Here is a 25,765-nt window from a genome sequence, read left to right on the forward strand (position 1 = left end):
CTCCTAACGGCAATAATTTCCCCGCTGTCAGGAGCATTTTTTTGCTATAACGCCTTATTCATCCCAATAGATTTGTAATTGTTTCTTCCTTTACTCTCATGGTTTATCTTAGTGCTTTTCACTTTATCACAGTCTGTTGACCTTTTATTCCACAAACAAAAAATCCCCTACGTCACAGACGTAAGAGATTGGTTTATTTAATGAAGTTAGTGGCGGAAAGAGTGGGAGTCGAACCCACGCACGCCTTGCGACGCCTAACTGATTTCGAGTCAGCCCCCTTAGACCTCTTGGGTACCTTTCCGCAGCAAGGATAATTATATCATCATTGCAACTGTGACGCAAGCTGATTCTGGTTCATCACCATTCATCTTTCTTAGCTCAATTTGCTTCTGTGTTTTGCTCGTCGGCATTAGCCTTTGATCGCAGCACTTTCTTCATATTCTTTTCGAACTTGGCACGCGGAATCAGCACACTATGCTGGCAACCGACACATTTGATTCGAATATCCATCCCCATGCGGATAATTTCCATTTCATTCGTTCCACACGGATGAGGCTTCTTCATCTGTACAATGTCCCCTAGTTCAAATGACTTACGCTCCACCCTTCTCTCCCCCTTTTCTTCCTTGTTCATCTTCTTTTTCTAGGGTTATCGCTGTCTCCAAGGCTGCCTGACGATGTTCCTCATCCTCTAGGGCCTTCTTGATGTTATTCTGAATATCACGCTCTACCACGGCCCCTGTATTCGGCATACATTCTGCCACAACACGCACAATATACTCTGAGGTAGTCATGGACTGAACCCCTAACACATCCGGTATATTAAGTATCTGTACATTGGACTCTTCAATACCTTGGATTGCCTGTTTTACCAAACCAACTGCTTCCTCCAGGCTACGCTCGGCCTTCATTGGCACATCCACTACCGCTAACGCGTTGGACATAGAGAAGTTCGTTACCGTTGTAATTGAGCCGTTTGGTAAAATGTACACCTCACCTTTCCAGCTCACCAGTCTGGTTGTGCGCAGCCCGATCATTTCCACCGTACCCTTGAAAGTACCTGTCTGAATGACATCTCCTACGGCAAATTGATCTTCAAAAATAATAAAGAATCCGGTAATTACATCCTTAACCAAACTCTGTGCCCCAAAACCAACAGCCAATCCAAGCACTCCAGCTCCAGCAATCAGAGGGCCGAGATTAATGCCCATTTGCGATAGTACCAGCATAATCAAAATGAAATTAAATACAATATTGGTTACATTTTTCAGTAGTTCCCCAACAGTCGTTAACCGCCTTGTATTCAATCGAAACCTGCCGTTATCTCCTTTTTGTTGCATCGACTTATCTATAATTTTATTAATAACTCGAATAAAGATACGTGTGATGATAAAAATAATCGCGATTTTCAAAATTACAAACAAAAAGGTCGACCACATCGCACTATCGGTAAGCCATTTCAATACAGCATCCTTCCAGTGAATTGCACCTTTCACTACGTCACCCGTGTCTAAATTATCGGTCAACCAATGTATAAAGGTCATGCTGTACTCCTCCTTAAACAAGGGAACTACTCTTCCTGCTTCCCGAATTCTATTTCCTACTATCAGGATTTTGCAAAATCCTCACTATATAAGCTTATCTACCGACTTCAAACATATGGCTATGAATATTCTACTTCCTGTGAGTATAAAAGCATAAGTTTATCCATATACTAGCTACTATCCTGAGCATAAATGTTACCCGCAGGCTAATTGTTATCTCAAGGTACTGCGAGCGTAACCTTCACACTCCACTACAGAGCGAAAGGAAGATTCCATGACTCATCCATCTGACTTCATTCCGGGGCAAGAACCCCTAAGTTTAAAAATATCACACACAGATCCCGGGATCCAATCAGCCATCATCCATCGTCTACTGTTCCATCTCCATCAGGCACCGAGTCTGCAAAATATCGTCATTATTTGCATCGGCACTGACCGTTCTACTGGAGATTGTCTGGGTCCGCTCGTAGGTACGCATTTATCACGCTACAAAAGCCCTCTGTTTAACCTATACGGTACATTAGAGGAGCCTGTACATGCCATGAACCTGCAAACGACACTGAACGGCATACAAGCCCGATATGAACAGCCTTATATCATTGGTATAGATGCATGTCTTGGACAAACCTCCAGCGTTGGATGCATTCAGGTTTCAGATGGTCCTCTCAAGCCTGGAGCAGGTGTAAATAAAGAATTACCGCCGGTCGGCGATATCCATTTGACTGGTATCGTTAACGTCGGCGGCTTCATGGAATACTTCGTGCTGCAAAATACAAGACTAAATTTGGTAATGAAATTATCAGATATCATTGCTGGCAGCCTATACTCCGCGATTAAGGAGTGGCACTACCGTTCTGTCCTGCTTGCTGCGCAAGAGTGACGGCTTCTTTTTCTTCAGGTGATAAGGAATAGGTGGATTGTCCCGCTTCTAGAGGCTTGGCATACACATATGAGCCATCTCGGTTATAAATGCCGGTTAATACCATACCATCCTGATTGTCGTCTACAATAGCCAGAGAGAAGCTTAAATCGCTTCCTCTCTCACCAAAGGCATTATAGCGTTTGATGCCTATATGTCCCTTCAAGCCTGTCAGTTTACTACGTAGTGATTTCATACTTGCACGATGGGTTTCCTGCTCATCCTCAATCGTATCCATCTGTACCTTCAAATCAATCAACAGTGTTTCCAAATTCTCGACACCACTGCCTGCCATCATGGTTTCATACTTTCGCCGCATCTTCTTTAGCTTTGCAGCCTGCACAATAATAACAATCAACAGGATGAGCAAAATAAGCACGATCCCTGCAACGATTCCGGCAAGCTGTTCCATGATTAGTCCATTCAATTCAGCCATATGCTTGCTTCTACTCCTCTACCCCAAAAATCATATTACTGCATACTTATATTTTATACGTTTGAGAACAGCGAAACAAATAACACAAGGCTATTAGTTTATCCATCAAAACCATTCTAATTCCTGCAATTCCAGACAAAGCAAAGACATATCTCACTTTCCATTTTGCTCAAGGAGACATGTCCATATTTCAACAAACTACTGTAATAGCTCCAGTAATCTTTCCAAATCCTGCTGACTGTAATAATTCAATTCAATTTTGCCTTTATCTTTATTATGCTTGATCTTCACAGTTGTTTTAAAGCGTTCACGCAAGGACTCTTCCATATGGTCAATATAGGGGTCCTTTTTTCGTACCTTTGCTTTGGCTTTCGCCTCACCAGGCTTATGATCCAACTGCTGTACGGCTTCCTCCAGCTCGCGAACACTCCACTGCTGTTCAATACATTGTTGTGCTAACTGTTTCACCATGTCTGGATCTTTGAGGCCAACAATAGCTCTAGCATGTCCCATAGACAATGTTCCACGTGAAACATGATCTTTAACTTCTTCAGGTAATGCGAGCAAGCGAAGGAAATTGGCAATATGAGAGCGTGATTTTCCCACTTTCATGGACAACTCTTCCTGAGTTAAAGAAAATTGATCCATTAATCCCTGATAAGCTACTGCTACTTCCATAGCATTCAAATTCTCACGCTGCAAATTCTCAATCAGAGCAATCTCCATCACCTGCTGATCCGTAAAATTACGAACAACCACAGGTATCGTCGGATTCCCACAAAATTGAGATGCCCGAAATCGTCTTTCCCCGGCTATGATTTCATATCCTCGCAATACACTACGTGCAATAATAGGTTGGATAACACCGTGCTGACGAATGGACTCGGCTAATTCCTTAATGGACTCTTCATCAAACGTTTTGCGAGGCTGGTACGGGTTCGCACGCAACTGGCTCAGCGGAATGTCAACAACCTTATCCTCTTCATTGACCGTAAGGGAGGGAATGAGTGCATCAAGTCCTTTTCCCAACCGTTTACTCATAAGATACCACTTCCTTTGCCAACTCAATATATACCTCTGCCCCACGGGAACGGGGATCATACGTAATAATGGACTGGCCATGTGAAGGTGCTTCGCTGAGTCTCACATTGCGTGGAATAATCGTCTGATAAACCTTGCTTTGAAAATATTTTTTCACTTCTTCAATCACCTGTATACCCAAGTTCGTGCGAGCATCAAACATGGTTAACAACACACCTTCAATTTGCAATGAGGTGTTCAGATGTTTTTGCACTAATCGCACGGTATTCAACAATTGACTTAATCCTTCCAATGCGTAATATTCACACTGGATTGGGATAATGACTGAATCGGAAGCCGTCAATGAATTGAGCGTCAAAATACCCAGCGATGGTGGGCAATCAATTAGTATATAATCATAATTATGCTTAACGAGTTGAAGCGATCTTTTTAATCTCAACTCACGAGAAATAGTCGGCACCAGTTCAATTTCCGCGCCTGCTAACTGAATGGTTGCCGGAATTATATCTAATCCCTCAACCTGTGTACTGACAATAGCTTCGCTAGGATCAACCTCGTTAATGAGTACATCATAAATACAATTTGCCACATCCGCCTTATTGATACCCACACCGCTGGTTGTATTACCTTGCGGGTCGATATCCACGAGCAATACCCTTTTGCCGAGGGAAGCAAGTCCGGCGCCCAAATTAACGGAAGTAGTTGTTTTGCCTACTCCGCCCTTTTGATTGGCTACGGCTATTATTTTTGACACTTCATTCACCTCATAATTTAATCGGAATCCTGCTACACTCCATACCTGCAAAACGCTCTATGGAGACGTTACTTAGTCCTTATCTTAGGGATAACGGCAATTTCAGAATAGAATTGAGTATGCTGCGGTTTTATTCGGCGTTAGACAGAAAAAGCGGCAATTGCTGCCGCCTGTACGCTTCATCCCTTACTTACGTTTGGGAATTTGAATGACAATCTCATAGTGATCCTCATGATCAGATTCCTTGGTCTTGATATCCAAGCCTGAGCCAGACACCATATCAATGGATTGACGAATTGTATTCAGCGCAAGCCGGACATCCTTGGTAAAGGAAATCCGCTTCGATTTCTTATTAGTGGATACTTGTTTATAAAAGGCAACTCGTGCCTCTGTCTGCTTCACATTGAGTTCCTTGGCAATGACTTCATCTAAAACCTTGTACTGTAGTTCTTCAGTCTCTAATGACAATAATGCACGAGCATGACGCTCGGATACCTTCCGTTCCATTAGAGCCTCTTTCACTCTCTCCGGTAGATGAAGCAGCCGTATCTTGTTAGCAATAGTGGATTGGCTTTTGCCAAGTCGTTGAGCGAGGCTTTCCTGGGTGAGCTGATGTAGATCAATCAGCTTTTGGTAAGCTACAGCCTCTTCAATCGCAGTTAACCCTTCCCGTTGAAGATTTTCAATCAACGCGATGGATGCAGCTTGTGAATCATTAAACTCACGAACAATAGCTGGAATAGATTCCATACCCAGCTTGGTGACAGCTCTCCAACGACGTTCCCCTGCTATAATCTCATATTGCCCATTACGGAAACGAACGACAATCGGTTGAATTACACCATGCGTCTTAATGGTCTGGCATAGCTCATCAATCTTCTCGTCGTCAAATATGGTACGGGGCTGATAAGGACTGCTGACAATATCCCGAACTGGAATTTGTTTTATTTCGTCCCCAGTAGATCGCTCCGTCAAACCAAATAGCTTGGAAAATTGTTCTTTCATTCCGTATAATACCACCTAATTTCATAATAGCACCATACTAACAGCGCTTCGTGAAAAACAGTTCCTTACGCGGATCGTAGACCCTTCTATATGAAACAGCGCCGTAAGCGGGTACACTCCACGTACTCACCCGACATTTGTTGTCCCACTCCCCTATATGTATATCTGAATTCATGGGTACAGGAGCAGTCAACTTACATTAAAACGATTATCTCTATTCTATCACTTTTCCAGCCATAATCCTATCGTCTCTACCAGCTTTTCGGAAGGATCAGAGAATAAATTATGCATCCTCTATGATAACTATCTATTCATCTTCCTCCCCAAATGTAAACAAGAACACATGTTAACAAAGAGGCTTTTATGTAAAGAGTCTATCAGCCATAAAAAAAGTGAATGTTTCACGTGAAACATTCACTTTCTTTCAAACATTTACACTAACGGCGCCTTCAAAGGAGTACCCGGCTTACGCGGATATTTCCGTGGTGTCGCCGCTCTTTTCTCAATAATAATCATATGTCTGGCTGCATCTTCAACAGGTAACTGGAAGGCCTGAACATGTTTGATTTTTCCCTTTAGCTCTTTCAAACTGTAAGAAGCTTCCTTGATTTCCTCGGTAGGATCATTGCCCTTCATCGCCGCAAAGTGCCCTCCTTCACGGACAAACGGCAAACAAAATTCATTCAATACGGCGAGACGAGCAACCGCTCTGGCTGTCACTAGATCATAGCTATCGCGGTATCCTGGTTTACGCCCCAATTCCTCTGCCCTGCTGTGAACCAGTTCAACATTTTCCAAGCCCAACTGCTCTACTACATGGGCCAAGAACTGTATACGTTTGTTCAACGAATCTACAATAGTCAACTGAATCTGCGGAAAGCATATTTTCAAAGGAATACCTGGAAAACCTGCACCTGACCCAATATCGGCCAGGCTTTCCACATCTTTTAACGGAACATAAAAAGCCAGGGAAAGAGAATCATAAAAATGCTTGGTGTACACTGCATCGCGCTCAGTAATACCCGTCAGATTCATTTTTTCATTCCACTCAACCAGCACACGGTAATATGCTTCAAACTGCTCTAACTGACTGTCATTAATCACAATACTATGCTCTGCCAGCCGCTGCTTAAATTGCTGTTGTATCGCGTCCATTATGATCCCCTTGCTGCTGTTACGCGGTTATAATGCTCCAGATAAACCAGCAAAATGGAAATATCCGCAGGGGTTACACCCGAAATACGGGATGCCTGACCAATCGACATCGGACGGATCATTTCAAGTTTCTGCTTGGCTTCAATGGCCAGTCCTTGAACTTCATTGTATACAATATCCTCTGGAAGCTTCTTCTTCTCCATCTTTTGCAGACGCTCCACATGCATCAATTGCTTTTCAATGTAGCCCGCATACTTAATTTGGATTTCCACCTGCTCCTGTTCTTCCTCCGTAAGAGCTATAGGTGAAGGTGAGATTTGTGCTACTTGCGCATAACTGATCTCTGGTCGACGTAGCACCGTTAACAAATTACTGCCATCCTGTATCGGTGCAGATCCGCCTTGCTCCAGCATCTCATTGATATCAACTGGACGAACCTTCGCCAAGCGCAAGCGTTCAATCTCTTGATCTACCTTTTGCTTTTTATCCAAAAAGCGCTCGTATCGTTCATCCGTAATTAGGCCAATATCATGCCCAATCGGAGTCAATCGCAGATCAGCGTTATCATGACGCAACAACAGACGATATTCTGCACGTGACGTCAGCAAGCGATATGGCTCATTCGTCCCCTTCGTCACCAGATCGTCAATCAGGACCCCGATGTAGCCTTGCGAACGGTCCAATACGACAGGCTCTTTGCCCTGCACCTTACGAGCTGCGTTAATCCCTGCCATAATTCCTTGACCCGCAGCTTCTTCGTAACCGGAAGTACCGTTAATCTGACCTGCTGTGAACAAGCCTGGGACTTTCTTCGTTTCCAAAGTAGGCCATAACTGCGTAGGTACCATTGCATCATATTCAATAGCATAGCCGTTACGCATCATCTCTACCTTTTCCATCCCCGGAATCGAACGCAGTACAGCTAATTGTACATCCTCTGGCAAGCTGGTCGACAAGCCCTGAACATAGTATTCAGATGTGTTTTTACCTTCAGGCTCCAAAAAGATTTGGTGCTTAGGCTTATCACTGAAGCGTACCACTTTATCTTCAATAGATGGGCAATATCGTGGTCCCGTTCCTTCAATCAGACCAGAGAACATAGGCGCACGGTGCAAATTATCATTAATAATCTGATGTGTTTCTACTGAAGTATATGTCAGCCAGCAAGGAAGCTGTTCATTATCCGAAGACTTCGTTTCATAGGAAAAGAACTTCGGTTGATCATCACCCGGTTGTATTTCCGTTTTGCTAAAATCAATCGTGTCCTTATGCACACGTGGTGGCGTTCCTGTCTTAAATCGAACCAGATCAAAACCCAGCTCTCTCAAATGCTCAGACAATCTCAACGAAGGCTGTTGATTGTTCGGACCACTCTCATACATTAGCTCGCCCATAATGATTTTCCCGCGCAGATAAGTGCCTGTGGTCAGGACAACTGCTTTACTTCGATACTCTGTGCCCGTCTTCGTGATTACACCTACGCAATGACCATCTTCCATAATCAGTTCTTCAACCATACCTTGGCGTAAGGTCAAATTCGGTTCCTTTTCCATCGTTTCCTTCATCGCATGCTGATAAGAGAACTTGTCTGCTTGTGCACGCAATGCATGAACCGCCGGACCTTTACCAGTATTTAACATTCTCATTTGGATAAATGTCTTGTCTATATTCCGACCCATTTCGCCGCCTAGTGCATCAATTTCTCGCACCACATGTCCTTTTGCAGGACCGCCAATAGACGGGTTGCAGGGCATGAACGCGACCATATCCAGGTTAATTGTGATCATCAACGTGCGACAGCCCATCCGTGCTGCTGCCAAGGCCGATTCTACACCTGCATGGCCCGCGCCTACGACAATCACGTCATAGTCGCCTCCTTGGTAACCCATACCTTTCTTACCTCCTTATACATTTCGGTCTTCACGCCGAATATGCTCTTGTATATCTATAACGATAGCAGGCTTATATCAGCCATGCTTAAATGTTCTATTTGCCTAGACAAAATTGTGAAAATATTTGGTCTATTAGCGCATCATGCGCAGTATCGCCTACAATCTCACCCAAATGCTCCCATGCCAGCCTTACATCAATCTGGATCATGTCGATCGGAACAAATTGATCAGCAGCTTCATAGGCATCTACCAGCGATTGGCGCGCCTTCTTCAACAAAGCAATATGCCGTACGTTGCTGACATATGTCATATCCGCTGATTCCAGCTTGCCGCTAAAGAATAACTTGGATATAGCCTGCTCCAGTCGGTCCGCTCCCTCATTTTCCTTCACAGACATTGGTACGATAAGCTCTTCAGGAACATAACGCAGCAACAAATCCCGGTCTATTTGGGCCGGTAAGTCCATTTTATTCATAATGACAATCGCTTGTCTACCGCGGATTTGTTCCATTAATGCCATTTCATCCTCATGCAGTGGTTCGTTGGCGTTAATGACGATGAGTAGCAGATCTGCTTCACTAACCGCCGTTCTCGAACGTTCTACTCCAATCCGTTCCACAACATCCATCGTTTCACGAATCCCAGCTGTATCCAGCAACTTGAGTGGAATATTATTAATCGTCACATATTCCTCAATAACGTCACGGGTTGTGCCCGGAATATCGGTCACAATGGCCCGCTCGCCCTGAGCCAATGTGTTCAGCAGTGATGATTTCCCCACATTTGGTCTTCCAACAATCGCTGTGGTCAACCCTTCACGCAAAATCTTTCCCTGCTCCGCCATATGCAGCAGCCGATCAATTTCCATCATGACCTGACTGCTTTTATCCTTGATTAAATCAGATGTAAAAGATTCAACATCATGCTCAGGATAATCAATGTTCACTTCAATATGAGCAAGTGTCTCCACCAAAACATGACGCAAGCGACGAATATTCTGGGACAGCTGTCCATCTACCTGCTTCAAAGCCACCGAAAAAGCTTTATCTGATTTGGAGCGAATTAAGTCAATGACACCCTCCGCCTGACTTAGGTCAATACGACCATTCAGAAAAGCACGTTTCGTAAATTCCCCTGGCTCAGCCAGACGTATATTTTGCAGCAATAGTAAATCCATCACCCGTTTGACGGCTACGACCCCGCCATGAGTGCTGATTTCTACGACATCTTCTGTCGTAAAAGAGCGTGGCGCCCGCATTACTGTAACTAAAACTTCCTCCACCTTTTCCTGGATTTGGGGATCTATAATATGTCCATAATGTACCGTGTGAGTTTGAGCTTTGCTTAGAGGCGTTTTACTACGAAACAAAGCCTCCACTTCCGTGACCGCATCTGGCCCGCTGACCCGTACAACCGCAATACCGCCCTCGCCGACAGCCGTTGCAATGGCAGCTATAGTATCGCTCAGCATAAAGTTTCTACCTCCTATCAAGTAGAAACGACATTGCCGTCCTTCATCAAGGACGGCAGCCGTTTCAGCGAGAAATATAAGAAAAAAAACAATGGCTTCTGCATCTTGCAGAGAGCCATTGCGTCGGATTATTTTTTAGCAATGACGACGCGCCGATTGGGCTCGTCCCCCTTGCTGTATGTTCTAACCAGCGCATGCTGTTGGAGCTTGGCGTGAATCAGCTTCCGCTCCTGTGACGGCATTGGCTCCAGCACCACTTCCTTGCCATAACGAATAGCCTGGTTCGCCAACCGATCTGCCAAATCCTCCAGCGTTTTTTGCCGACGTGCACGAAATTGCTCGGCATCCAGCACAATTCGGATGAATTTGTCAGAATGACGGTTGGCAACGATATTCGTCAGGTACTGCAATGCATCCAATGTCTGTCCTCTGCGGCCGATCAACATACCGAGCGACGGACCGGAGATATCCAGTGTACTTTCATCCTTGCGGTGGCGGACATCAACTTTAACGTCCAATCCCATTCCTGCTGCTGTTTCACGGATGAAACGCACCGCCTCTTCATAAGGATCTACATGTCCCGAAGGTGCTTCTGTGTTCATCTGTGCTTCCTGTGCAACAGGCCCAGTTTCTTCTGATAAAGCCTGTCCCACGCTAGAAGGTGCTTGAGCCGATACATGAAATTCAGCCGCGTGTGTGGTTTCAGGAGACGGCTCAGAGAGCAGCGTAAGCTCCACCTTCGCCTTCTTGACCCCGAGCCACCCCAGGAATCCTTTTGACGGCTGTTCCAACACGCTTACGGTTACCCGTTCACGGCTTACTCCCAGTTGGGAGAGTCCTTGTCTTACAGCATCTTCAACGGTTTTTCCTGATGTCACGACTTTGGTCATCTCGACTTTTTAGCCCCCTTCGTGTTTTTGCCGCCTTTTTTCTTACTATTGGAGGAACCCGTTTTCGCGAGACTGGCTGTTTTCACATTTGCCAGTGCTGCTTCTTTATCCTTATTCCGATAAAGGAAATAGTTTTGAATGATCGTGTAAATATTACTGTAGAACCAGTATAACGGCAAAGCGGATGGGAAGTTGTACGACATGAACAGAATCAGCACCGGATAGACGTACAGCAAAAATTGCATCGGTCCTTGCTGCGGCGTCGGATTCATTTTCATCATCATCCAAGTTTGGACAAATGTCGTAATCGCCGCCAAAATCGGCAAGATAAACAAGTGATCCGGTTTACCTAACTGGAGCCACAAGAAGTCATGATCCCGCAATGCCGAGTTATAATAAATGGCATTATAAAGCGCGATGAAAATGGGCATCTGTACTACCAAAGGAAGACATCCAGCCATCGGGTTGACCTTGTTTTCCTGGAACAACTTCATCGTCTCTTGCTGGACTTTCTCAGGCGTATCCTTGTACTTCGCTTGAATTTCTTTTAATTGCGGCTGAATGGCCTGCATAGCTTTGGAACTACGTACTTGCTTGAGTGTAAGCGGCAAAATAATGGTTCGCACGATAATCACCAGAACCAGTACGGCCAGGCCATACTCTCCAGAGAACCATTGGGCAAATGTATCTAGCGCATACGAAAACCAGTAAACGACATATCTTTGCCAAACTGATCCATTGGCCAAGTCTGCCGTCGTGTAAGAATTGTGGGCCGTCTGGGCACATCCGGACAGCACAGCAACAAGTGCCAATAAGGCAATCAGGAGGAACCATTTTCCCCGTTGAGTCTTCAAACGCGACACTTCATAACCCCTTTCTTAACCAATCCATTCCAACGTAAATCATACCATATCCTGTAGGACAAAGATACTGACTATCGGCGTGAAGACTTGAGCAGCGAGGCTTTGCGTAGAACGTGCAGCACGCTTTTCTCCAGCTCTTGATACGACTTAGTAACTGCACCCTTACGAACGATAAAAATCAGATCAATCTGCTCCACCAATTCATGCTCATGATGGCGCACAATTTCCTTAACGATTCTGCGCATCCGGTTGCGAACTACTGCATTGCCGATCTTCTTGCTGGCCGAAATTCCGACGCGGAACTGCTCTACCTCTCTGCGGCGGAACCAGTACACCACAAACTGATGGTTGGCAAAAGATTTGCCATGGCGGTATACGCGCCCAAAGTCCGCCCGGTTTCGTAGACGCAATTTTTTTTGCACGGCGCTTCTCCTTGCTCATCTCTTTTACACATGTCGGTAAGCTAACCTTTACCTTTTATATAGTAAGAAGTATGGACAACATTCCAACATGGTAATCTCGCTTATTTTATATCCGTTTTCAAAAGCTTCATCTAATATAGGACAGGATGCTGGGCTTCTCCCTCTTCTTTCACTACATTTTTACAACAAAAGAAGAAGGGATCGCATCCCTGAATACCTCAATTATGAAAAAAAAGACCACCGTAGTGGTCTTTATGCACGCATTACGCACTCAATACTTTTCTACCTTTTTGGCGACGAGCTGCCAAAACTTTACGGCCATTCTTCGTGCTCATTCTTTTACGGAAGCCGTGAACTTTTTTACGTTTGCTGACATTCGGTCTGAAAGTCGGTCTCATTGTGCTGCACCTCCTTACAAGGAATACGTTTTATATGGAATATACCTAACATAGCAATCTCCACAAAAAACACCTTTGTACATTTAACCACAAATAGCGGTCAAAGTCAATGTACTTATAAACCCTCTTCCTCTTTTTCCCCTTCAGGAAGCCTCCTCCTCTTTACCCCGCTGACTCACTTCACTCTTTTATTCCCTTATTTCATAAAATTCCTTTCGTCTTTCCTCCATTATCAGCATTCTATTTGTAGTTTTCACTCCTCCAAAACTGTCCTTTTTACATTTATTCATTCTGTAACTTGAATCCATCCTATTTTCAGATCGACGTTATCAGGTTCGTTCAAAAATATTGTCGGAAACGTTACCGGAAATTTTCAACAGAAAAATAAGCCTCTGTGACCAAAAGGCAACGGCAATTATACACAGATTCACAAAAAGAACTGAATTGTGATTTAAATGGTCATAACCTGTGCATAACATTTTAGAGCGAAAAAGAGTTATTGTCGAAAACTGAACAAATTATAAACAATATCTTGTGTTGTGAATAAAAATTGTACACAACAGATTGAATTTGTGGATAAATAACCACGAGTCATTGAAATACAAGGCTTCTTTTGCTATGATGATATTACTTTTGAATGTGAATATGTTGTTTTACCCTCCATATTATCAACACCCTGTGGATAAAGTTGTGAACAAGTTCAATTTATCCATCTTTTTATTTTTGTGCGGATTCGGGATTCTGGGGATATATTCTACATTTTTCATTTGATTTCGACATATTGCAGTCCCGTTTTGGCCTGCGGGATCAAGAGAACGGATCGTGCCGCACATTCCCTCCTGAGAAATATCGCCTTTCTTCTGCTGGTCAGCAGCGGAATTTCCATTAGCTATTTTTCAGGGTCATTTTGTGCTGCGTTCTCTCACCACACTGCCGCATGTTTTAGGCGGCGGTATGTCTTTTTATGGCCTTCAACAACATTTTTGTGATTTTAGGCGTTTTGCCGAAGCGCCGAGAGCAGCTCTCTGCAGCTTAATTCGGTAAAATGTCAGGATTTAAAAGGAGTGACGTCTGTGGACAGCCATACCTCTGAACTATGGCAGCAAATTCTATCCATCATACAAACCAAGCTGAGTAAGCCGAGTTACGACACTTGGTTTAAGGCTACCAAGGCAGCGAAACTAAATGACCACTCCATTGTGATTTCTGCACCGACAACTTTTGCCGTGGAATGGCTTGAAAGCCGCTATACCAAGCTAGTCGGAGCAACGGTTTATGAGATTTTGGGCAAACAGCTAGAGGTCAAGTTCGTTATTGAAGAGAACAAGCCCGCCGAGGTCGACCTTCAGCAACAACCTCAGCAGCAGCCGGTCGTTCATGAAGAAGCTGTGTCCCATATGCTGAATCCCAAATATACATTCGATACATTCGTCATCGGATCGGGGAACCGTTTTGCCCATGCGGCATCGCTGGCCGTCGCCGAGGCGCCGGCCAAAGCTTACAATCCGCTGTTTTTATACGGTGGTGTAGGGCTGGGAAAAACGCATCTGATGCACGCTATCGGACACTATATTTTGGAGCACAATCCGGCCAGCAAGGTCGTTTATTTATCGTCGGAGAAGTTTACGAATGAATTCATTAATGCTATCCGGGACAACCGCGGGGAAAGTTTTCGGAATAAATATCGCAACATTGATATTCTGCTCATTGACGATATTCAATTCATTGCGGGTAAGGAATCGACGCAGGAGGAATTTTTCCACACGTTCAACGCGCTTCATGAGGAACGCAAGCAGATTATAATCTCAAGCGATCGGCCACCTAAAGAGATTCCAACGCTGGAAGAACGGCTACGCTCTCGCTTCGAGTGGGGACTCATAACGGATATCCAACCGCCGGATCTGGAAACGAGAATTGCTATTCTTCGTAAAAAGGCGCGGGCAGAAAACTTGGATATTCCCAATGAAGCCATGATGTATATCGCTAATCAAATCGATACAAACATCCGTGAGCTAGAAGGGGCGCTTATTCGCGTTGTCGCTTATTCCTCCTTAACCAATCAGGATGTATCAAGTCATCTCGCGGCTGAGGCGCTGAAGGATATTATCCCGTCCAGTCGACCAAAAATGATCACGATCCAGGATATACAGCACCAAGTCGGGGAATTTTACAATTTACGGCTGGAGGATTTTAAAGCGCGTAAACGGACGAAGGCTGTAGCTTTTCCACGACAGATTGCCATGTACCTGTCTCGTGAGTTAACCGATTATTCTTTGCCAAAAATCGGTGAAGCTTTCGGTGGGCGTGATCATACGACTGTCATTCATGCGCACGAAAAAATCTCCAAATCCATTCAAGTGGATCAGGATCTGTTTAAAGTTATCAACAACCTAATAGAAAAAATCAAAAATCCAACCTGAACAAGTTCAGAGCCTATACACAATTTATACACATGTGGATAGGCTTGATTTTATTAGGGTTACAGTGACTTATCCACATATTCAGTGCGCCTATTACTATTACTAATATATTTTAAAGATATACATCACCTAAATAAGGCCCGCGTCAACGCGTGCTTGAAGGATTAAAACCCGTAGGAGGAACTTATGAAGATCAGCATTCTGAAAAACGTTTTGAACGAGGCTATACAACATGTATCCAAAGCGATATCAAGTCGAACTACGATTCCAATTCTGAGTGGTATTAAGCTGGATGTGAATCACCAGGGAGTAACGCTGACCGCCAGCGATACAGACATCTCGATTCAATCCTTTATTCCGATGGAGGATGGTGACCAAACTGTCGTTCAGGTTGAACAACCCGGTAGTGTGGTGCTGCCTGCCAAATTCTTTGTCGAAATTATCAAAAAGTTGCCTTCGCAGGAGATTCGTATGGAGGTAAAAGACCAATTCCAAACCTTTATCTCGTCCGGTGCAACTGAAATTCAGATTGTTGGCTTAGATCCTGAAGAATTCCCGGTGCTTCCCAACATTGAAGAAAATCAAGTCATCTCTGTGCCAGGAGATTTACTTAAAAATATGATTAAACAGACGGTGTTCTCCATTTCCACCCACGAAACGACACCGATTTTAACCGGCGTGTTGTGGAATCTGGCTGAGGGGGAACTGAAGTTTGTGGCAACGGACCGCCACCGCCTTGCCACCCGCAGCGCTCATTTGGAGACGTCTGAAGGCTTGCGCTTTAGCAATGTTGTCATTGCGGGCAAAACGCTGAATGAGCTGAGCAGAATTATTCCAGACCAAAATATGCTTGTGGATATCGTAGTAGCGGACAATCAGGTATTATTCAAAGTAGATCGGGTGCTATTTTATTCCCGCATCTTGGACGGCACCTATCCTGATACTTCTAGAATTATTCCGACCTCCTACAAAACAGAACTGATTGTGGATACAAAAAGTTTAAGTGAGTCAATTGACCGTGCTTATTTGCTGTCCCGTGAGGAAAAAACGAATATCGTAAAAATGCAGTCGCTGGAAAATGGCGGTTTGGAAATTTCCTCTAGTTCCTCTGAGCTTGGCAAAGTGCGTGAGGAAGTAACGGTGTCCAAATTTGAGGGGGAGCCGCTCAAAATTTCGTTCAACTCCAAATACATGCTTGACGTGCTGAAGGTGATTGACAGCGAGCAGCTGACGATTGCTTTTACCGGCATTATGAGTCCCATTATTTTAAAACCGGCAGATTCCAGCAATGCGCTATATATCATCCTGCCATATCGCACAACCAACTGATGTCTAGCGTTAACCCACCTGAGGACAACCGAAAGGATGAACAAGCCTTGAAACCAATATCTATACAGACCGAATACATCAAGCTCGATCAATTTTTAAAATTAGCCGATTGTGTATCCACAGGAGGCATGGCTAAAGCCCTGCTGCAAGAGGGACAAGTCCGTGTGAATGGTGAACCGGAAGAACGTCGTGGAAGAAAACTGTACCCAGGTGATACCGTAGAAGTAGAGGACAACGGAAGTTTCGAGGTTACAGCAGGAGCATGATCGCCTGGGTGGCAAGGACTCCTTTTAGGTACGGAGTAACAAGGGGGACCCTATGTGTTTGTGAACAACATTGTTTTGCAGCAGTACCGGAACTATGAGCAGCTGGAACTGAATGAATTTGGTCCCGTTAATTTGCTGATCGGACAAAATGCGCAGGGCAAAACGAATCTGGTAGAGGCGATTTTTGTACTAGCTTTAACCAAAAGTCATCGAACGTCCCGCGACAAGGAGTTAATCTCTTTCGGGGCTACTTCCACTCACCTAGCCGCAGATGTGGATAAAAAATACGGGAAAATCAGACTGGATCTCGCGTTATCCACACAAGGCAAAAAAGCAAAGATCAACGGACTGGAGCAGCGTAAATTGAGCGATTTTATCGGTTCGTTAAATGTGGTCATGTTTGCACCTGAGGATCTGGAAATTGTGAAAGGAACACCGGGGGTTCGCCGCCGGTTTCTTGACATGGAAATCGGCCAGGTTGCGCCAGGCTATCTGTATCATTTGCAGCAATACCAGAAAGTATTGGTTCAGCGAAATAACCTGCTCAAGCAAGCTTGGGGTAAGGATATGGCGTCAGTGCAGCTGATGCTGGAGGTATGGAATGAGCAACTTGTTGAGCATGGTGTTAAAATTGTTAAAAAGCGGAAACAATTTATAACAAAGCTACAAAAGTGGGCTCAAGCTATTCATGAAGGGATCGCAGGTGGGACGGAAGAGTTAAAATTAACCTATGTTCCCTCCTTCAGTGAGCCAGAGGAAGAAGATGAAGCTGTCTTATTGGAGCGATTTATGATAAAGTTATCCCAAATGAGGGAACAGGAAATCCGCCGTGGCATGACTTTGGCGGGACCCCATCGTGATGATTTAGCCTTTGCCATTAACGGCAGAGAAGTGCATACGTATGGCTCTCAGGGGCAGCAGCGGACGACGGCCCTGTCCTTGAAGTTGGCCGAAATTGAGTTAATTCATGAGGAAATTGGTGAATATCCTGTCTTGCTGCTGGATGATGTTTTGTCCGAGCTGGATCCCTATCGTCAAACCCAGCTGATCGAGACCTTCCAAAGCAAAGTACAGACCTTTATCACGGCAACCGGGGTTGAGACTTTGAACGCAGAACGACTCAAGGATGCCAATATTTATCACGTCCACGACGGGCATGTGGAACACTAAGGAGTGAGTGACCGCTATGTATATTCATCTGGGTGGAGAAAAAATCATCCGCTCGTCAGAGCTTGTGGCTATTTTCGATATCTCGATTGAAAAATCCTCTAAAATCTCCAAGCAATACGTGAACCATGCCCAACAGCAAAAGCATGTCGAGATGATTGGCGAAGAGGAAGCCAAGTCCATCGTAGTTACTCAGAATACGGTGTATTATTCCCCCATCTCCTCAACAACACTCAAAAAGCGGGCAAACCAGTTTGTTGCCAATGCTTAACCATAGAATCTATAGAAGTAGGTGAAAGGCATGTCTATGAATCAACCGTCTTATGATGCGGGCGAGATTCAGGTCCTTGAGGGCCTGGAGGCGGTTCGGAAACGTCCCGGGATGTATATTGGCTCCACAAGCGCCAAAGGTCTCCATCATCTGGTCTGGGAAGTTGTGGACAACAGCATTGACGAAGCGCTGGCGGGTTATTGTGACAGCATTCAAGTTGTGGTTCACGAAGATAACAGTGTTACCGTTACAGATAATGGACGTGGTATTCCAGTAAGCGAACACGCCAAAATGAAAAAATCTGCGCTGGAAGTCGTTATGACTGTGCTTCACGCAGGCGGTAAATTCGGAGGCGGAGGGTACAAGGTATCCGGTGGTCTGCACGGGGTTGGGGTATCGGTAGTGAACGCTCTCTCCAGCAAAATGATTGTTCATGTTAAACGAGACGGACATCTGTATGAGCAGGAATATCACCGTGGTGCTCCGCAGTATGATGTCAGAGTCATCGGTGATACAGACGAGACGGGTACCCAAACGACCTTCTATCCGGACGATCAAATCTTTACAGAAACGACCGTATATGATTATGATACGCTCCAAACGCGGATTCGTGAGTTGGCTTTCCTGAATAAAGGCATTGCAATCAGCTTGACTGACGAACGGACGGGAGCTAGCGATACATTCCATTACGAGGGCGGAATCAGTGAATATGTGCAATTCTTGAATCAAAAAAGAGAAGCGCTACATGAACAGCCGATTTATGTCGAAGGCTCGCGGGATATGATTCAAGTCGAAGTTGCATTGCAATATAACGACAGCTATACCGAAAATATTTATTCTTTTGCCAACAACATCAACACCCATGAGGGCGGAACTCACGAATCAGGTTTCAAGAGTGCATTAACCCGGATTATAAACGATTATGCACGTAAAAATGGCTTGATTAAAGACAACAATGCCAACTTGACCGGTGACGATGTGCGTGAAGGATTGACGGCAATTATCTCCGTCAAAATTCCAGAACCACAGTTTGAGGGTCAGACCAAGACAAAGCTGGGTAACAGTGAGGTGCGAGGGATTGTCGAATCCTTATTCGCAGAGAAACTCCAGGAGTTCCTAGAGGAAAATCCGTCTGTTTCCCGCCGCGTGGTAGATAAATCATTACAAGCAGCACGTGCCCGGGAAGCAGCGCGTAAAGCGCGTGAGCTTACACGTCGCAAAAGTGCGCTGGAAATCAGTTCGCTCCCAGGCAAGTTGGCAGATTGCTCCTCTAAGGATGCTTCGATTAGTGAACTGTACATTGTCGAAGGTGACTCCGCAGGGGGATCAGCCAAGCAGGGGCGTGATCGTCACTTTCAAGCTATTTTGCCGATTCGCGGTAAAATCCTGAATGTTGAAAAGGCACGCTTGGACCGTATTTTGTCCAGTGATGAAATCCGGTCGATGGTAACAGCAATGGGTACAGGGATCGGAGACGACTTTGACATCGCCAAAGCCCGTTATCACAAGGTCATCATCATGACAGATGCGGATGTCGACGGCGCCCATATTCGTACGTTGTTACTGACGTTCTTCTATCGGTACATGCGTAAAATCATTGATGCAGGCTATATTTATATTGCTCAACCACCACTATTCAAAGTAGAGCGTAACAAAGTTGTACGTTATGCGAACTCCGAGGCGGAACGTGATGAGATCATCAGGGAATTTGGAGAAAACGCGAAGTACAATGTACAGCGCTATAAAGGTTTGGGTGAGATGAATGCGACCCAACTTTGGGAAACTACGATGGACCCTGAGAGTCGTACTATGCTTCAGGTAACTGTCAGTGACGCGATGCTGGCTGATACACTGTTCAATACCTTGATGGGTGATAATGTAGAACCTCGTCGTGACTTTATCCAAGAGCATGCGAAGTACGTGAAAAATCTTGATTTCTAATGTGTAACGTTCCTTCCTAGTGGCTGTATTACATGCTCATTAGGTAGTATTTTGTAAGAGTTCACGAGGGGCGCCCAAATGGGCGTCCCTTTTCTTGTCATTAACCAGCCCGGGTGTATTTGAATATCTAATCTCATTGTTTTAGGCTTTTTTCTTAGAGCGTACGGGTTTACCTGTCGATGGAGAGTATCGGCCGTAGCCTACTGCATATCTGAATATTTTATGATAGAGGCTTTTGTTTGGAAGGGAAGAGAATACCTTGATTGCTGGTCTCGTATTAACCTCAAGAATCCACGGATAATTTTGCTGATCCAGTCCCACATCTAATCCAATTTCTCTTAAACGTGGGTATTTTTTTTGCAACTGCCAGGCTACCCGTTCGCCCATTTTCGATAATTTTTGCTCCAGTCGTACAGCTTCCTTTACATCCATATATGGAGCGACCAGCTCATTGAAAAAGCGTGTTGTCCCACCGCTGTGATGATTGGTGACGACTTTGTCAGGAGCAGCTACGCGTCCTACAATAAGTGTTGTTTCCCATTGGTGTCTCAAGTTCATCTGGGTTAATACCCTCAGATCGAAGGGGCGTTCTTCATGCTGAAGAAGTGGAATTCCACGTTGGATCAGATATGGACGTTTTCGTATGCGGGAAGAAACCACTCTATGCAGATCTTCTAGACTTTCGAAGGTGAAAATGTCTACTTCATAGCGAAGCACATACCAAGTTCTCTCTTCGATGATTCCTTCTTCTGTCGGCGGGAGCGGCTCTGTCAGCCTCTCTGCCCGCATAACCCCTTTTCCATAAGTACCGTTATCCGGCTTAATATAGACAGTACCATACACGGCCAACATTTCGTTTAAGTGATCAAATGTGTACAACCGTGTTTCCGGTACATAAGCAGCCAATGTCGGATTGGGGAGAATGGCATTTGTTTTGGTCCACTTACTGGATACTCGTTGAATAGACAAGTAATCTCATCCCTTTCTTTTCGAAATATGAGTCATGTACTTGGAATCCGCAACACTTTAACAAAACAAGGGAAACTAAAGGACAAGCGCGTAAAACAATGATATAATAGAGAAATACGGCGTTTTTCGGAATTTTGCTAATTGAACCCTGACCGTATACGTATTGTATGTGGAAAAGGCCCTTATGGTGGGGGCTAATCCCCAGCTCTGGGGAATTTGTTATAATCAGGGCTTGTGAGTTGTACAAGAGAATAGCGATCTGCTACAGGCAGAAAGAGAATGACGAGGGATTTACGCTGTAAAGAGGACAGATGCGTTTAATTGTGCTCTTTTTGTGAAAGTAATATAATTATACAGATGAGGATTTCAGCCAAAATCCTGCGCAGAGAGCGGAGTGTATAGGCAGTATCTTGTTAGGCTTTTCACATAGAGAGCATTGTATTGAAGGATAAGAAGGAGGACCAGCATGGCGGATCAAAATAACTCGCAAATCATCAATAGGGATATCGGAGTGGAAATGCGCGAATCCTTTATGGATTATGCCATGAGTATTATTGTTAGCCGTGCCTTGCCTGATGTGCGGGATGGACTGAAGCCGGTACACCGTCGTATTTTGTATGCGATGTCCGAGCTAGGCATGTCGCCAGATAAGCCTTACAAAAAATCGGCAAGAATCGTCGGCGAAGTTATCGGTAAATATCACCCTCATGGTGATACGGCTGTATATGATACGATGGTGCGGATGGCGCAGGATTTTTCCTTGCGTTACATGTTGGTGGATGGACACGGTAACTTTGGCTCCGTGGATGGAGATATGGCCGCTGCGATGCGTTACACCGAAGCACGGTTGTCCAAGATTGCCATGGAAATGCTACGTGATTTGAACAAAGAGACCGTTGATTTTATGCCGAACTACGATGGTGAAGAGAGCGAGCCTGTCGTATTACCAGCACGTTATCCTAACTTGCTGGTGAATGGGGTCGGCGGGATTGCAGTCGGGATGGCTACCAATATTCCTCCGCATAACTTGGGAGAGGTTATCGATGGTGTACAAGCACTGATCGAAAACCCTGACATTACGCCGATGGAACTTATGGATTATATTCAAGGACCGGATTTCCCGACAGCAGGTTATATTTTAGGACGCTCTGGTATCCGTCAGGCGTACCAGACGGGCCGCGGATCTGTGACCATGCGTGCAAAGACCACCATAGAAGAGATCGGCAATAAAGCACGGATTATCGTGCATGAGCTGCCTTACCAAGTGAATAAGGCTCGTCTGGTTGAGAAAATTGCCGAATTAGTACGTGACAAACGTATTGAAGGCATTACGGATCTGCGTGATGAATCGGACCGTACGGGTATGCGTGTCGTTATTGAGTTGCGTAGAGACGTGAACCCGAATGTCGTTCTGAATAATTTGTTTAAACATACAGCTATGCAGTCGAATTTCGGTATTAATATGCTTGCCATTGTAAACAACGAACCGAAGATTCTAAACCTGAAGGATGTCTTGTATCATTATCTCAAACATCAGGTCGAAGTTATTCGTCGCCGGACAGAATTTGATCTGAAAAAGGCCGAAGCTAGAGCACACATTCTGGAAGGCTTGCGCATTGCTCTTGACCATCTGGACGAAGTTATTGCCTTGATTCGTTCTTCCCAAACTGCAGAAGCAGCTCGTGAAGGACTGATTGAGCGTTTCTCGCTCACTCTTGAGCAGTCTCAGGCTATTCTCGATATGCGTCTGCAACGTTTAACCGGTTTGGAACGTGAGAAGATTGAGAACGAATATAACGAGCTAATACAAAAGATTGCGGAATACCGTGAGATTTTGGCGAACGAGCATCTGGTACTCAACATCATTAGCGAAGAGCTGAATGAACTTAAAGGGCGTTTCGCTGATGAACGTCGCACTGAAATTACAGTGGGTGAAGAGAGTATTCTGGATGAGGATCTCATTCCGCGTGAAGATGTTATTATTACTGTAACCCATACGGGATATATCAAACGCCTTCCTGTTACCACCTATCGCAGTCAAAAACGCGGTGGTCGTGGTGTAGTGGGTATGGATACCAAAGATGAGGATTTCGTAGAGCATCTGTTCATTACGAATTCACATCATCATTTGTTATTCTTTACCGACAAGGGTAAGGTATATCGAATTAAGGCCTATGAGATTCCTGATCTAAGCCGGACAGCCCGGGGAACACCGATTATTAACCTGATTCAGATTGAACAGGGTGAGTCGATCAATGCGGTAATTCCAATCGAGGAATTTGTGGAGGATAGCTATCTTTTCTTTGCGACTCAGCATGGGATTATTAAGAAGACACCGCTTGACGACTATGCAAATATCCGCAAAGGTGGCTTGATTGCCATTAACTTGCGTGAAGATGACGCCCTGATCGAAGTGAAGCTGACGGACGGACAGCAGGAAATGATTATTGGTACAGCACAAGGCATGTCTATCCGTTTCCCTGAAAGTGATGTACGGTCTATGGGCCGTAGCGCTACAGGGGTTAAAGGGATCAACCTTGATGAGAGTGATGCTGTAATTGGTATGGACATCGTGGATACCAGCCTGGATATCCTGATTGTAACGGCCAAAGGTTATGGCAAGCGTACCCCTGTTATGGATTATCGTATCCAAAGCCGTGGAGGTAAGGGGATCAAGACGATTAATGTTACGGAAAAAAATGGTCCAGTTGTCGGTCTCAAGGTTGTAAAAACCGAAGAGGATCTGATGATTATTACAGCTAGTGGCACCTTGATTAGGACCAGCATGGGGGAAATCTCCACGATGGGTCGGAATACACAAGGGGTAAGATTGATTAATATTCGCGATGATGATTCGGTTGCAACGGTTTGTCGAGCGAACAAGAATGAGGAGCAGGATGAACTGCTTGAAGAATTATTAGAGGGTGGGGAAGCTGGAGAGGGCTCATCTCTATCATCTGTTGAACCAACTCTCGAAACGAATACAGAAGATACGGAAGGTAACGACCCAGAATCTTCTGAGGGCGAATAAGAGCCTGAATATGGAACAACAGTAGTTACTAAATTTTAGATGGAAGAGACTCTCTGACTATTTGGTCGGGGAGTCTTTCTTTTTCTGGCTAACGAATTCAGACAAGTATGCTTTAAATGGCATAAAATGAATGTACAGGATCATTCCCAAGTAATATAATGACATCATAACTGGCAGCTGGAGCAGCTGTTGTGAGAACAGAGAGGTTGACCATGACAACTGTACCCGTATCCGAATTAAAAGCAGGACTTAGATTGCAAAGCGATGTATTTACAGAAATGGGCAGCTTGCTGCTACCGAAAGGGCGCATTCTGCTACCACGTGACTTGGAGATTTTACAGGCGTTCCTGATTCAGCAAGTTGAGGTAGGGACGGATGATCTTACAAAATCCAGTAGCGAGTCTACGACTGTTCGATCTGGAATATCTGAATCGCAAGGACCTTCGTTAGATGGACGAGATGAATCTGAACAATTTCAGGATGAGTATGACAAAATGGTGATGCTCGTTAAGAACGCATTTCAATCGGTACTCGTCTCTAATTTATCTATATATGAACTGCGAGGACAATTGGAGTCCTTACTGGTGCACATTCAGCGCTATAATGTAATGACCTATACTCCGCCCGCCATGATCGAAGTGGACTATATTTTTCACAACGCCGTGCTAACCTCCCTTACTTCCTACTCCATTGCACAATGGATCGGATTACCTCAAAAGGATTGGATGCAGGTGGCTTTTGCTGGATTGCTTCATGACATAGGGAACGCCAAAATGGACCCGGCCATTCTGTACAAGCCCTCCAAACTAACGTGGGTAGAGCAAGAAGAAATACGTAGTCATACATCACTAGGATACCAGTTGCTTAAAAATGTGAAAGCTATTAACGAAGGTGTGCGTTTGGCAGCTCTTCAGCATCATGAGAAAGTGGACGGTACTGGATATCCACTGCGTCTTAAAGGTGAACAAATCCACATCTACGCTAAAATCGTTGGAGTGGCTGATGTATTCCATGCCATGACTCTAGAGAAAACATACCGGCCTGCCCAATCACCGTATCTGGTTCTAGAGCAAATCAAGTCAGAATCATTTGGAAAGCTGGACCCAAGTGTTGTACAAGTTTTTATTCATAAGTTAACCCAATTCAATAATGGAACCAAGGTGCGCCTCAATGATAACCGTACAGGGGAAATTATATTTGCTGATCGAGATCATCCGACTCGTCCGTTGATTCAAGTAGATGGGGAAATTATTAACTTAATGCTGCAAAGAGAGCTTTATATTGAGTGTATTGTTACTTAACTAAGTATTTTGAAAAAAGAGTTGCATACTGTAAGAAAAGTATGATATATTATTTCTTGTCGCTTCAAGTGTTATCAAGAAGAGCGAAAAACACTTTTGAAAAAAAAGTGTTGACATAACTCTAGGGAATATGATACACTATAAAAGTTGCTGAGGGGTTGAACAAAACGCCGAGGTGGACAATGGATGTTTGATCTTTGAAAACTGAACAACGAGTGAGTAAAACGATTTTGTTCGCAAAATCAAACAAGAGATATTTTATCTCGTCAGTTTCAAAATGA

23 protein-coding genes and 1 tRNA gene are annotated in these 25,765 nt (G+C 44.6%); 9 read left to right on the plus strand and 15 right to left on the minus strand.

Annotation, left to right across the window (positions count from 1 at the left end):
• Positions 1-210 precede the first annotated feature (210 nt).
• The 3 genes from JOD82_RS24595 to JOD82_RS24605 all read right to left on the minus strand — a co-directional run bounded on the left by JOD82_RS24595 (position 211) and on the right by JOD82_RS24605 (position 1,543).
• Positions 211-301 (minus strand) — tRNA-Ser (locus JOD82_RS24595).
• Positions 302-378: 77 nt separating this feature from the next.
• Complete coding sequence (locus JOD82_RS24600; protein ID WP_025723137.1) at positions 379-603, minus strand: DUF951 domain-containing protein; 225 nt, start codon at positions 601-603, stop codon at positions 379-381.
• The gene (locus JOD82_RS24605) at positions 593-1,543 is read right to left on the minus strand and encodes a mechanosensitive ion channel family protein (protein ID WP_209950130.1); all 951 of its coding nucleotides are present in this window, start codon (positions 1,541-1,543) and stop codon (positions 593-595) included. The genes JOD82_RS24600 and JOD82_RS24605 overlap by 11 nt, the downstream gene beginning before the upstream one ends.
• Before the next feature lie 274 nt (positions 1,544-1,817).
• Here JOD82_RS24605 and yyaC point away from each other — a divergent pair, with 274 nt between their 5' ends.
• Complete coding sequence (gene yyaC / locus JOD82_RS24610; RefSeq protein WP_025723135.1) at positions 1,818-2,423, plus strand: spore protease YyaC; 606 nt, start codon at positions 1,818-1,820, stop codon at positions 2,421-2,423.
• Here yyaC and JOD82_RS24615 read toward each other — a convergent pair.
• The 11 genes from JOD82_RS24615 to rpmH form a co-directional block, all read right to left on the minus strand.
• Positions 2,377-2,898, minus strand: a complete 522-nt coding sequence (locus JOD82_RS24615; protein ID WP_069012576.1) for a DUF4446 family protein — start codon at positions 2,896-2,898, stop codon at positions 2,377-2,379. The genes yyaC and JOD82_RS24615 overlap by 47 nt on opposite strands.
• Positions 2,899-3,096: 198 nt before the next feature.
• Positions 3,097-3,939, minus strand: coding sequence for a ParB/RepB/Spo0J family partition protein (locus JOD82_RS24620; RefSeq protein WP_029518964.1), 843 nt, complete (start codon positions 3,937-3,939; stop codon positions 3,097-3,099).
• Positions 3,932-4,693, minus strand: a complete 762-nt coding sequence (locus tag JOD82_RS24625) for a ParA family protein (protein ID WP_023991152.1) — start codon at positions 4,691-4,693, stop codon at positions 3,932-3,934. The genes JOD82_RS24620 and JOD82_RS24625 overlap by 8 nt, the downstream gene beginning before the upstream one ends.
• Positions 4,694-4,879: 186 nt before the next feature.
• Positions 4,880-5,698, minus strand: coding sequence for a nucleoid occlusion protein (gene noc, locus JOD82_RS24630; protein WP_029518966.1), 819 nt, complete (start codon positions 5,696-5,698; stop codon positions 4,880-4,882).
• A gap of 432 nt (positions 5,699-6,130) precedes the next feature.
• Complete coding sequence (rsmG, locus tag JOD82_RS24635) at positions 6,131-6,853, minus strand: 16S rRNA (guanine(527)-N(7))-methyltransferase RsmG (protein ID WP_029518967.1); 723 nt, start codon at positions 6,851-6,853, stop codon at positions 6,131-6,133.
• Positions 6,853-8,742 carry a tRNA uridine-5-carboxymethylaminomethyl(34) synthesis enzyme MnmG gene (gene mnmG, locus JOD82_RS24640; RefSeq protein WP_069012577.1) on the minus strand — a complete coding sequence of 630 codons (1,890 nt, stop codon included), beginning with the start codon at positions 8,740-8,742 and terminating at the stop codon, positions 6,853-6,855. Before mnmG ends, rsmG begins: the two co-directional genes overlap by 1 nt.
• Positions 8,743-8,839: 97 nt before the next feature.
• Positions 8,840-10,216, minus strand: a complete 1,377-nt coding sequence (gene mnmE, locus JOD82_RS24645) for a tRNA uridine-5-carboxymethylaminomethyl(34) synthesis GTPase MnmE (RefSeq protein ID WP_069012578.1) — start codon at positions 10,214-10,216, stop codon at positions 8,840-8,842.
• A gap of 128 nt (positions 10,217-10,344) precedes the next feature.
• The gene (jag, locus tag JOD82_RS24650) at positions 10,345-11,106 is read right to left on the minus strand and encodes an RNA-binding cell elongation regulator Jag/EloR (RefSeq protein ID WP_069012579.1); all 762 of its coding nucleotides are present in this window, start codon (positions 11,104-11,106) and stop codon (positions 10,345-10,347) included.
• Positions 11,103-11,969, minus strand: coding sequence for a YidC/Oxa1 family membrane protein insertase (locus JOD82_RS24655; protein WP_029518972.1), 867 nt, complete (start codon positions 11,967-11,969; stop codon positions 11,103-11,105). The genes jag and JOD82_RS24655 overlap by 4 nt, the downstream gene beginning before the upstream one ends.
• A gap of 71 nt (positions 11,970-12,040) precedes the next feature.
• The gene (gene rnpA / locus JOD82_RS24660; RefSeq protein ID WP_029518974.1) at positions 12,041-12,391 is read right to left on the minus strand and encodes a ribonuclease P protein component; all 351 of its coding nucleotides are present in this window, start codon (positions 12,389-12,391) and stop codon (positions 12,041-12,043) included.
• Between the two features lie 263 nt (positions 12,392-12,654).
• Entirely contained in the window at positions 12,655-12,789 is a 135-nt protein-coding gene (rpmH, locus tag JOD82_RS24665; RefSeq protein WP_007433250.1) for a 50S ribosomal protein L34, read from the minus strand.
• A gap of 1,073 nt (positions 12,790-13,862) precedes the next feature.
• Here rpmH and dnaA point away from each other — a divergent pair.
• The 6 genes from dnaA (at position 13,863) to gyrB (ending at position 20,183) form a co-directional block, all read left to right on the plus strand.
• Positions 13,863-15,209, plus strand: a complete 1,347-nt coding sequence (gene dnaA, locus JOD82_RS24670) for a chromosomal replication initiator protein DnaA (RefSeq protein ID WP_029518975.1) — start codon at positions 13,863-13,865, stop codon at positions 15,207-15,209.
• Positions 15,210-15,395: 186 nt separating this feature from the next.
• A complete protein-coding gene (dnaN, locus tag JOD82_RS24675; RefSeq protein ID WP_029518977.1) occupies positions 15,396-16,538 on the plus strand; it encodes a DNA polymerase III subunit beta in 1,143 nt (380 codons plus the stop codon).
• A gap of 47 nt (positions 16,539-16,585) precedes the next feature.
• Entirely contained in the window at positions 16,586-16,804 is a 219-nt protein-coding gene (gene yaaA, locus JOD82_RS24680) for a S4 domain-containing protein YaaA (protein ID WP_029518979.1), read from the plus strand.
• 54 nt (positions 16,805-16,858) lie between these two features.
• Positions 16,859-17,974 (plus strand): DNA replication/repair protein RecF, encoded by a 1,116-nt coding sequence (gene recF, locus JOD82_RS24685; RefSeq protein WP_013308098.1) that lies wholly within the window; start codon positions 16,859-16,861, stop codon positions 17,972-17,974.
• Positions 17,975-17,990: 16 nt separating this feature from the next.
• Complete coding sequence (gene remB, locus JOD82_RS24690; protein WP_007433255.1) at positions 17,991-18,242, plus strand: extracellular matrix regulator RemB; 252 nt, start codon at positions 17,991-17,993, stop codon at positions 18,240-18,242.
• A 30-nt stretch (positions 18,243-18,272) separates the two neighbouring features.
• Positions 18,273-20,183, plus strand: a complete 1,911-nt coding sequence (gyrB, locus tag JOD82_RS24695; RefSeq protein ID WP_013308100.1) for a DNA topoisomerase (ATP-hydrolyzing) subunit B — start codon at positions 18,273-18,275, stop codon at positions 20,181-20,183.
• A 141-nt stretch (positions 20,184-20,324) separates the two neighbouring features.
• Here the strand turns inward: gyrB and JOD82_RS24700 are convergent, their stop codons facing one another.
• Positions 20,325-21,152 (minus strand): YheC/YheD family protein, encoded by an 828-nt coding sequence (locus JOD82_RS24700; protein WP_029518980.1) that lies wholly within the window; start codon positions 21,150-21,152, stop codon positions 20,325-20,327.
• Positions 21,153-21,618: 466 nt separating this feature from the next.
• Here JOD82_RS24700 and gyrA point away from each other — a divergent pair, with 466 nt between their 5' ends.
• Positions 21,619-24,183, plus strand: a complete 2,565-nt coding sequence (gene gyrA, locus JOD82_RS24705; protein ID WP_029518981.1) for a DNA gyrase subunit A — start codon at positions 21,619-21,621, stop codon at positions 24,181-24,183.
• A 212-nt stretch (positions 24,184-24,395) separates the two neighbouring features.
• A complete protein-coding gene (locus JOD82_RS24710; protein WP_209950132.1) occupies positions 24,396-25,484 on the plus strand; it encodes an HD-GYP domain-containing protein in 1,089 nt (362 codons plus the stop codon).
• The last annotated feature ends 281 nt before the right edge of the window (positions 25,485-25,765 follow it).

This window comes from Paenibacillus sp. 1182 (genome assembly GCF_017833915.1).
In the GTDB taxonomy this organism is placed as follows: Bacteria; Bacillota; Bacilli; order Paenibacillales; family Paenibacillaceae; genus Paenibacillus; species Paenibacillus polymyxa_D.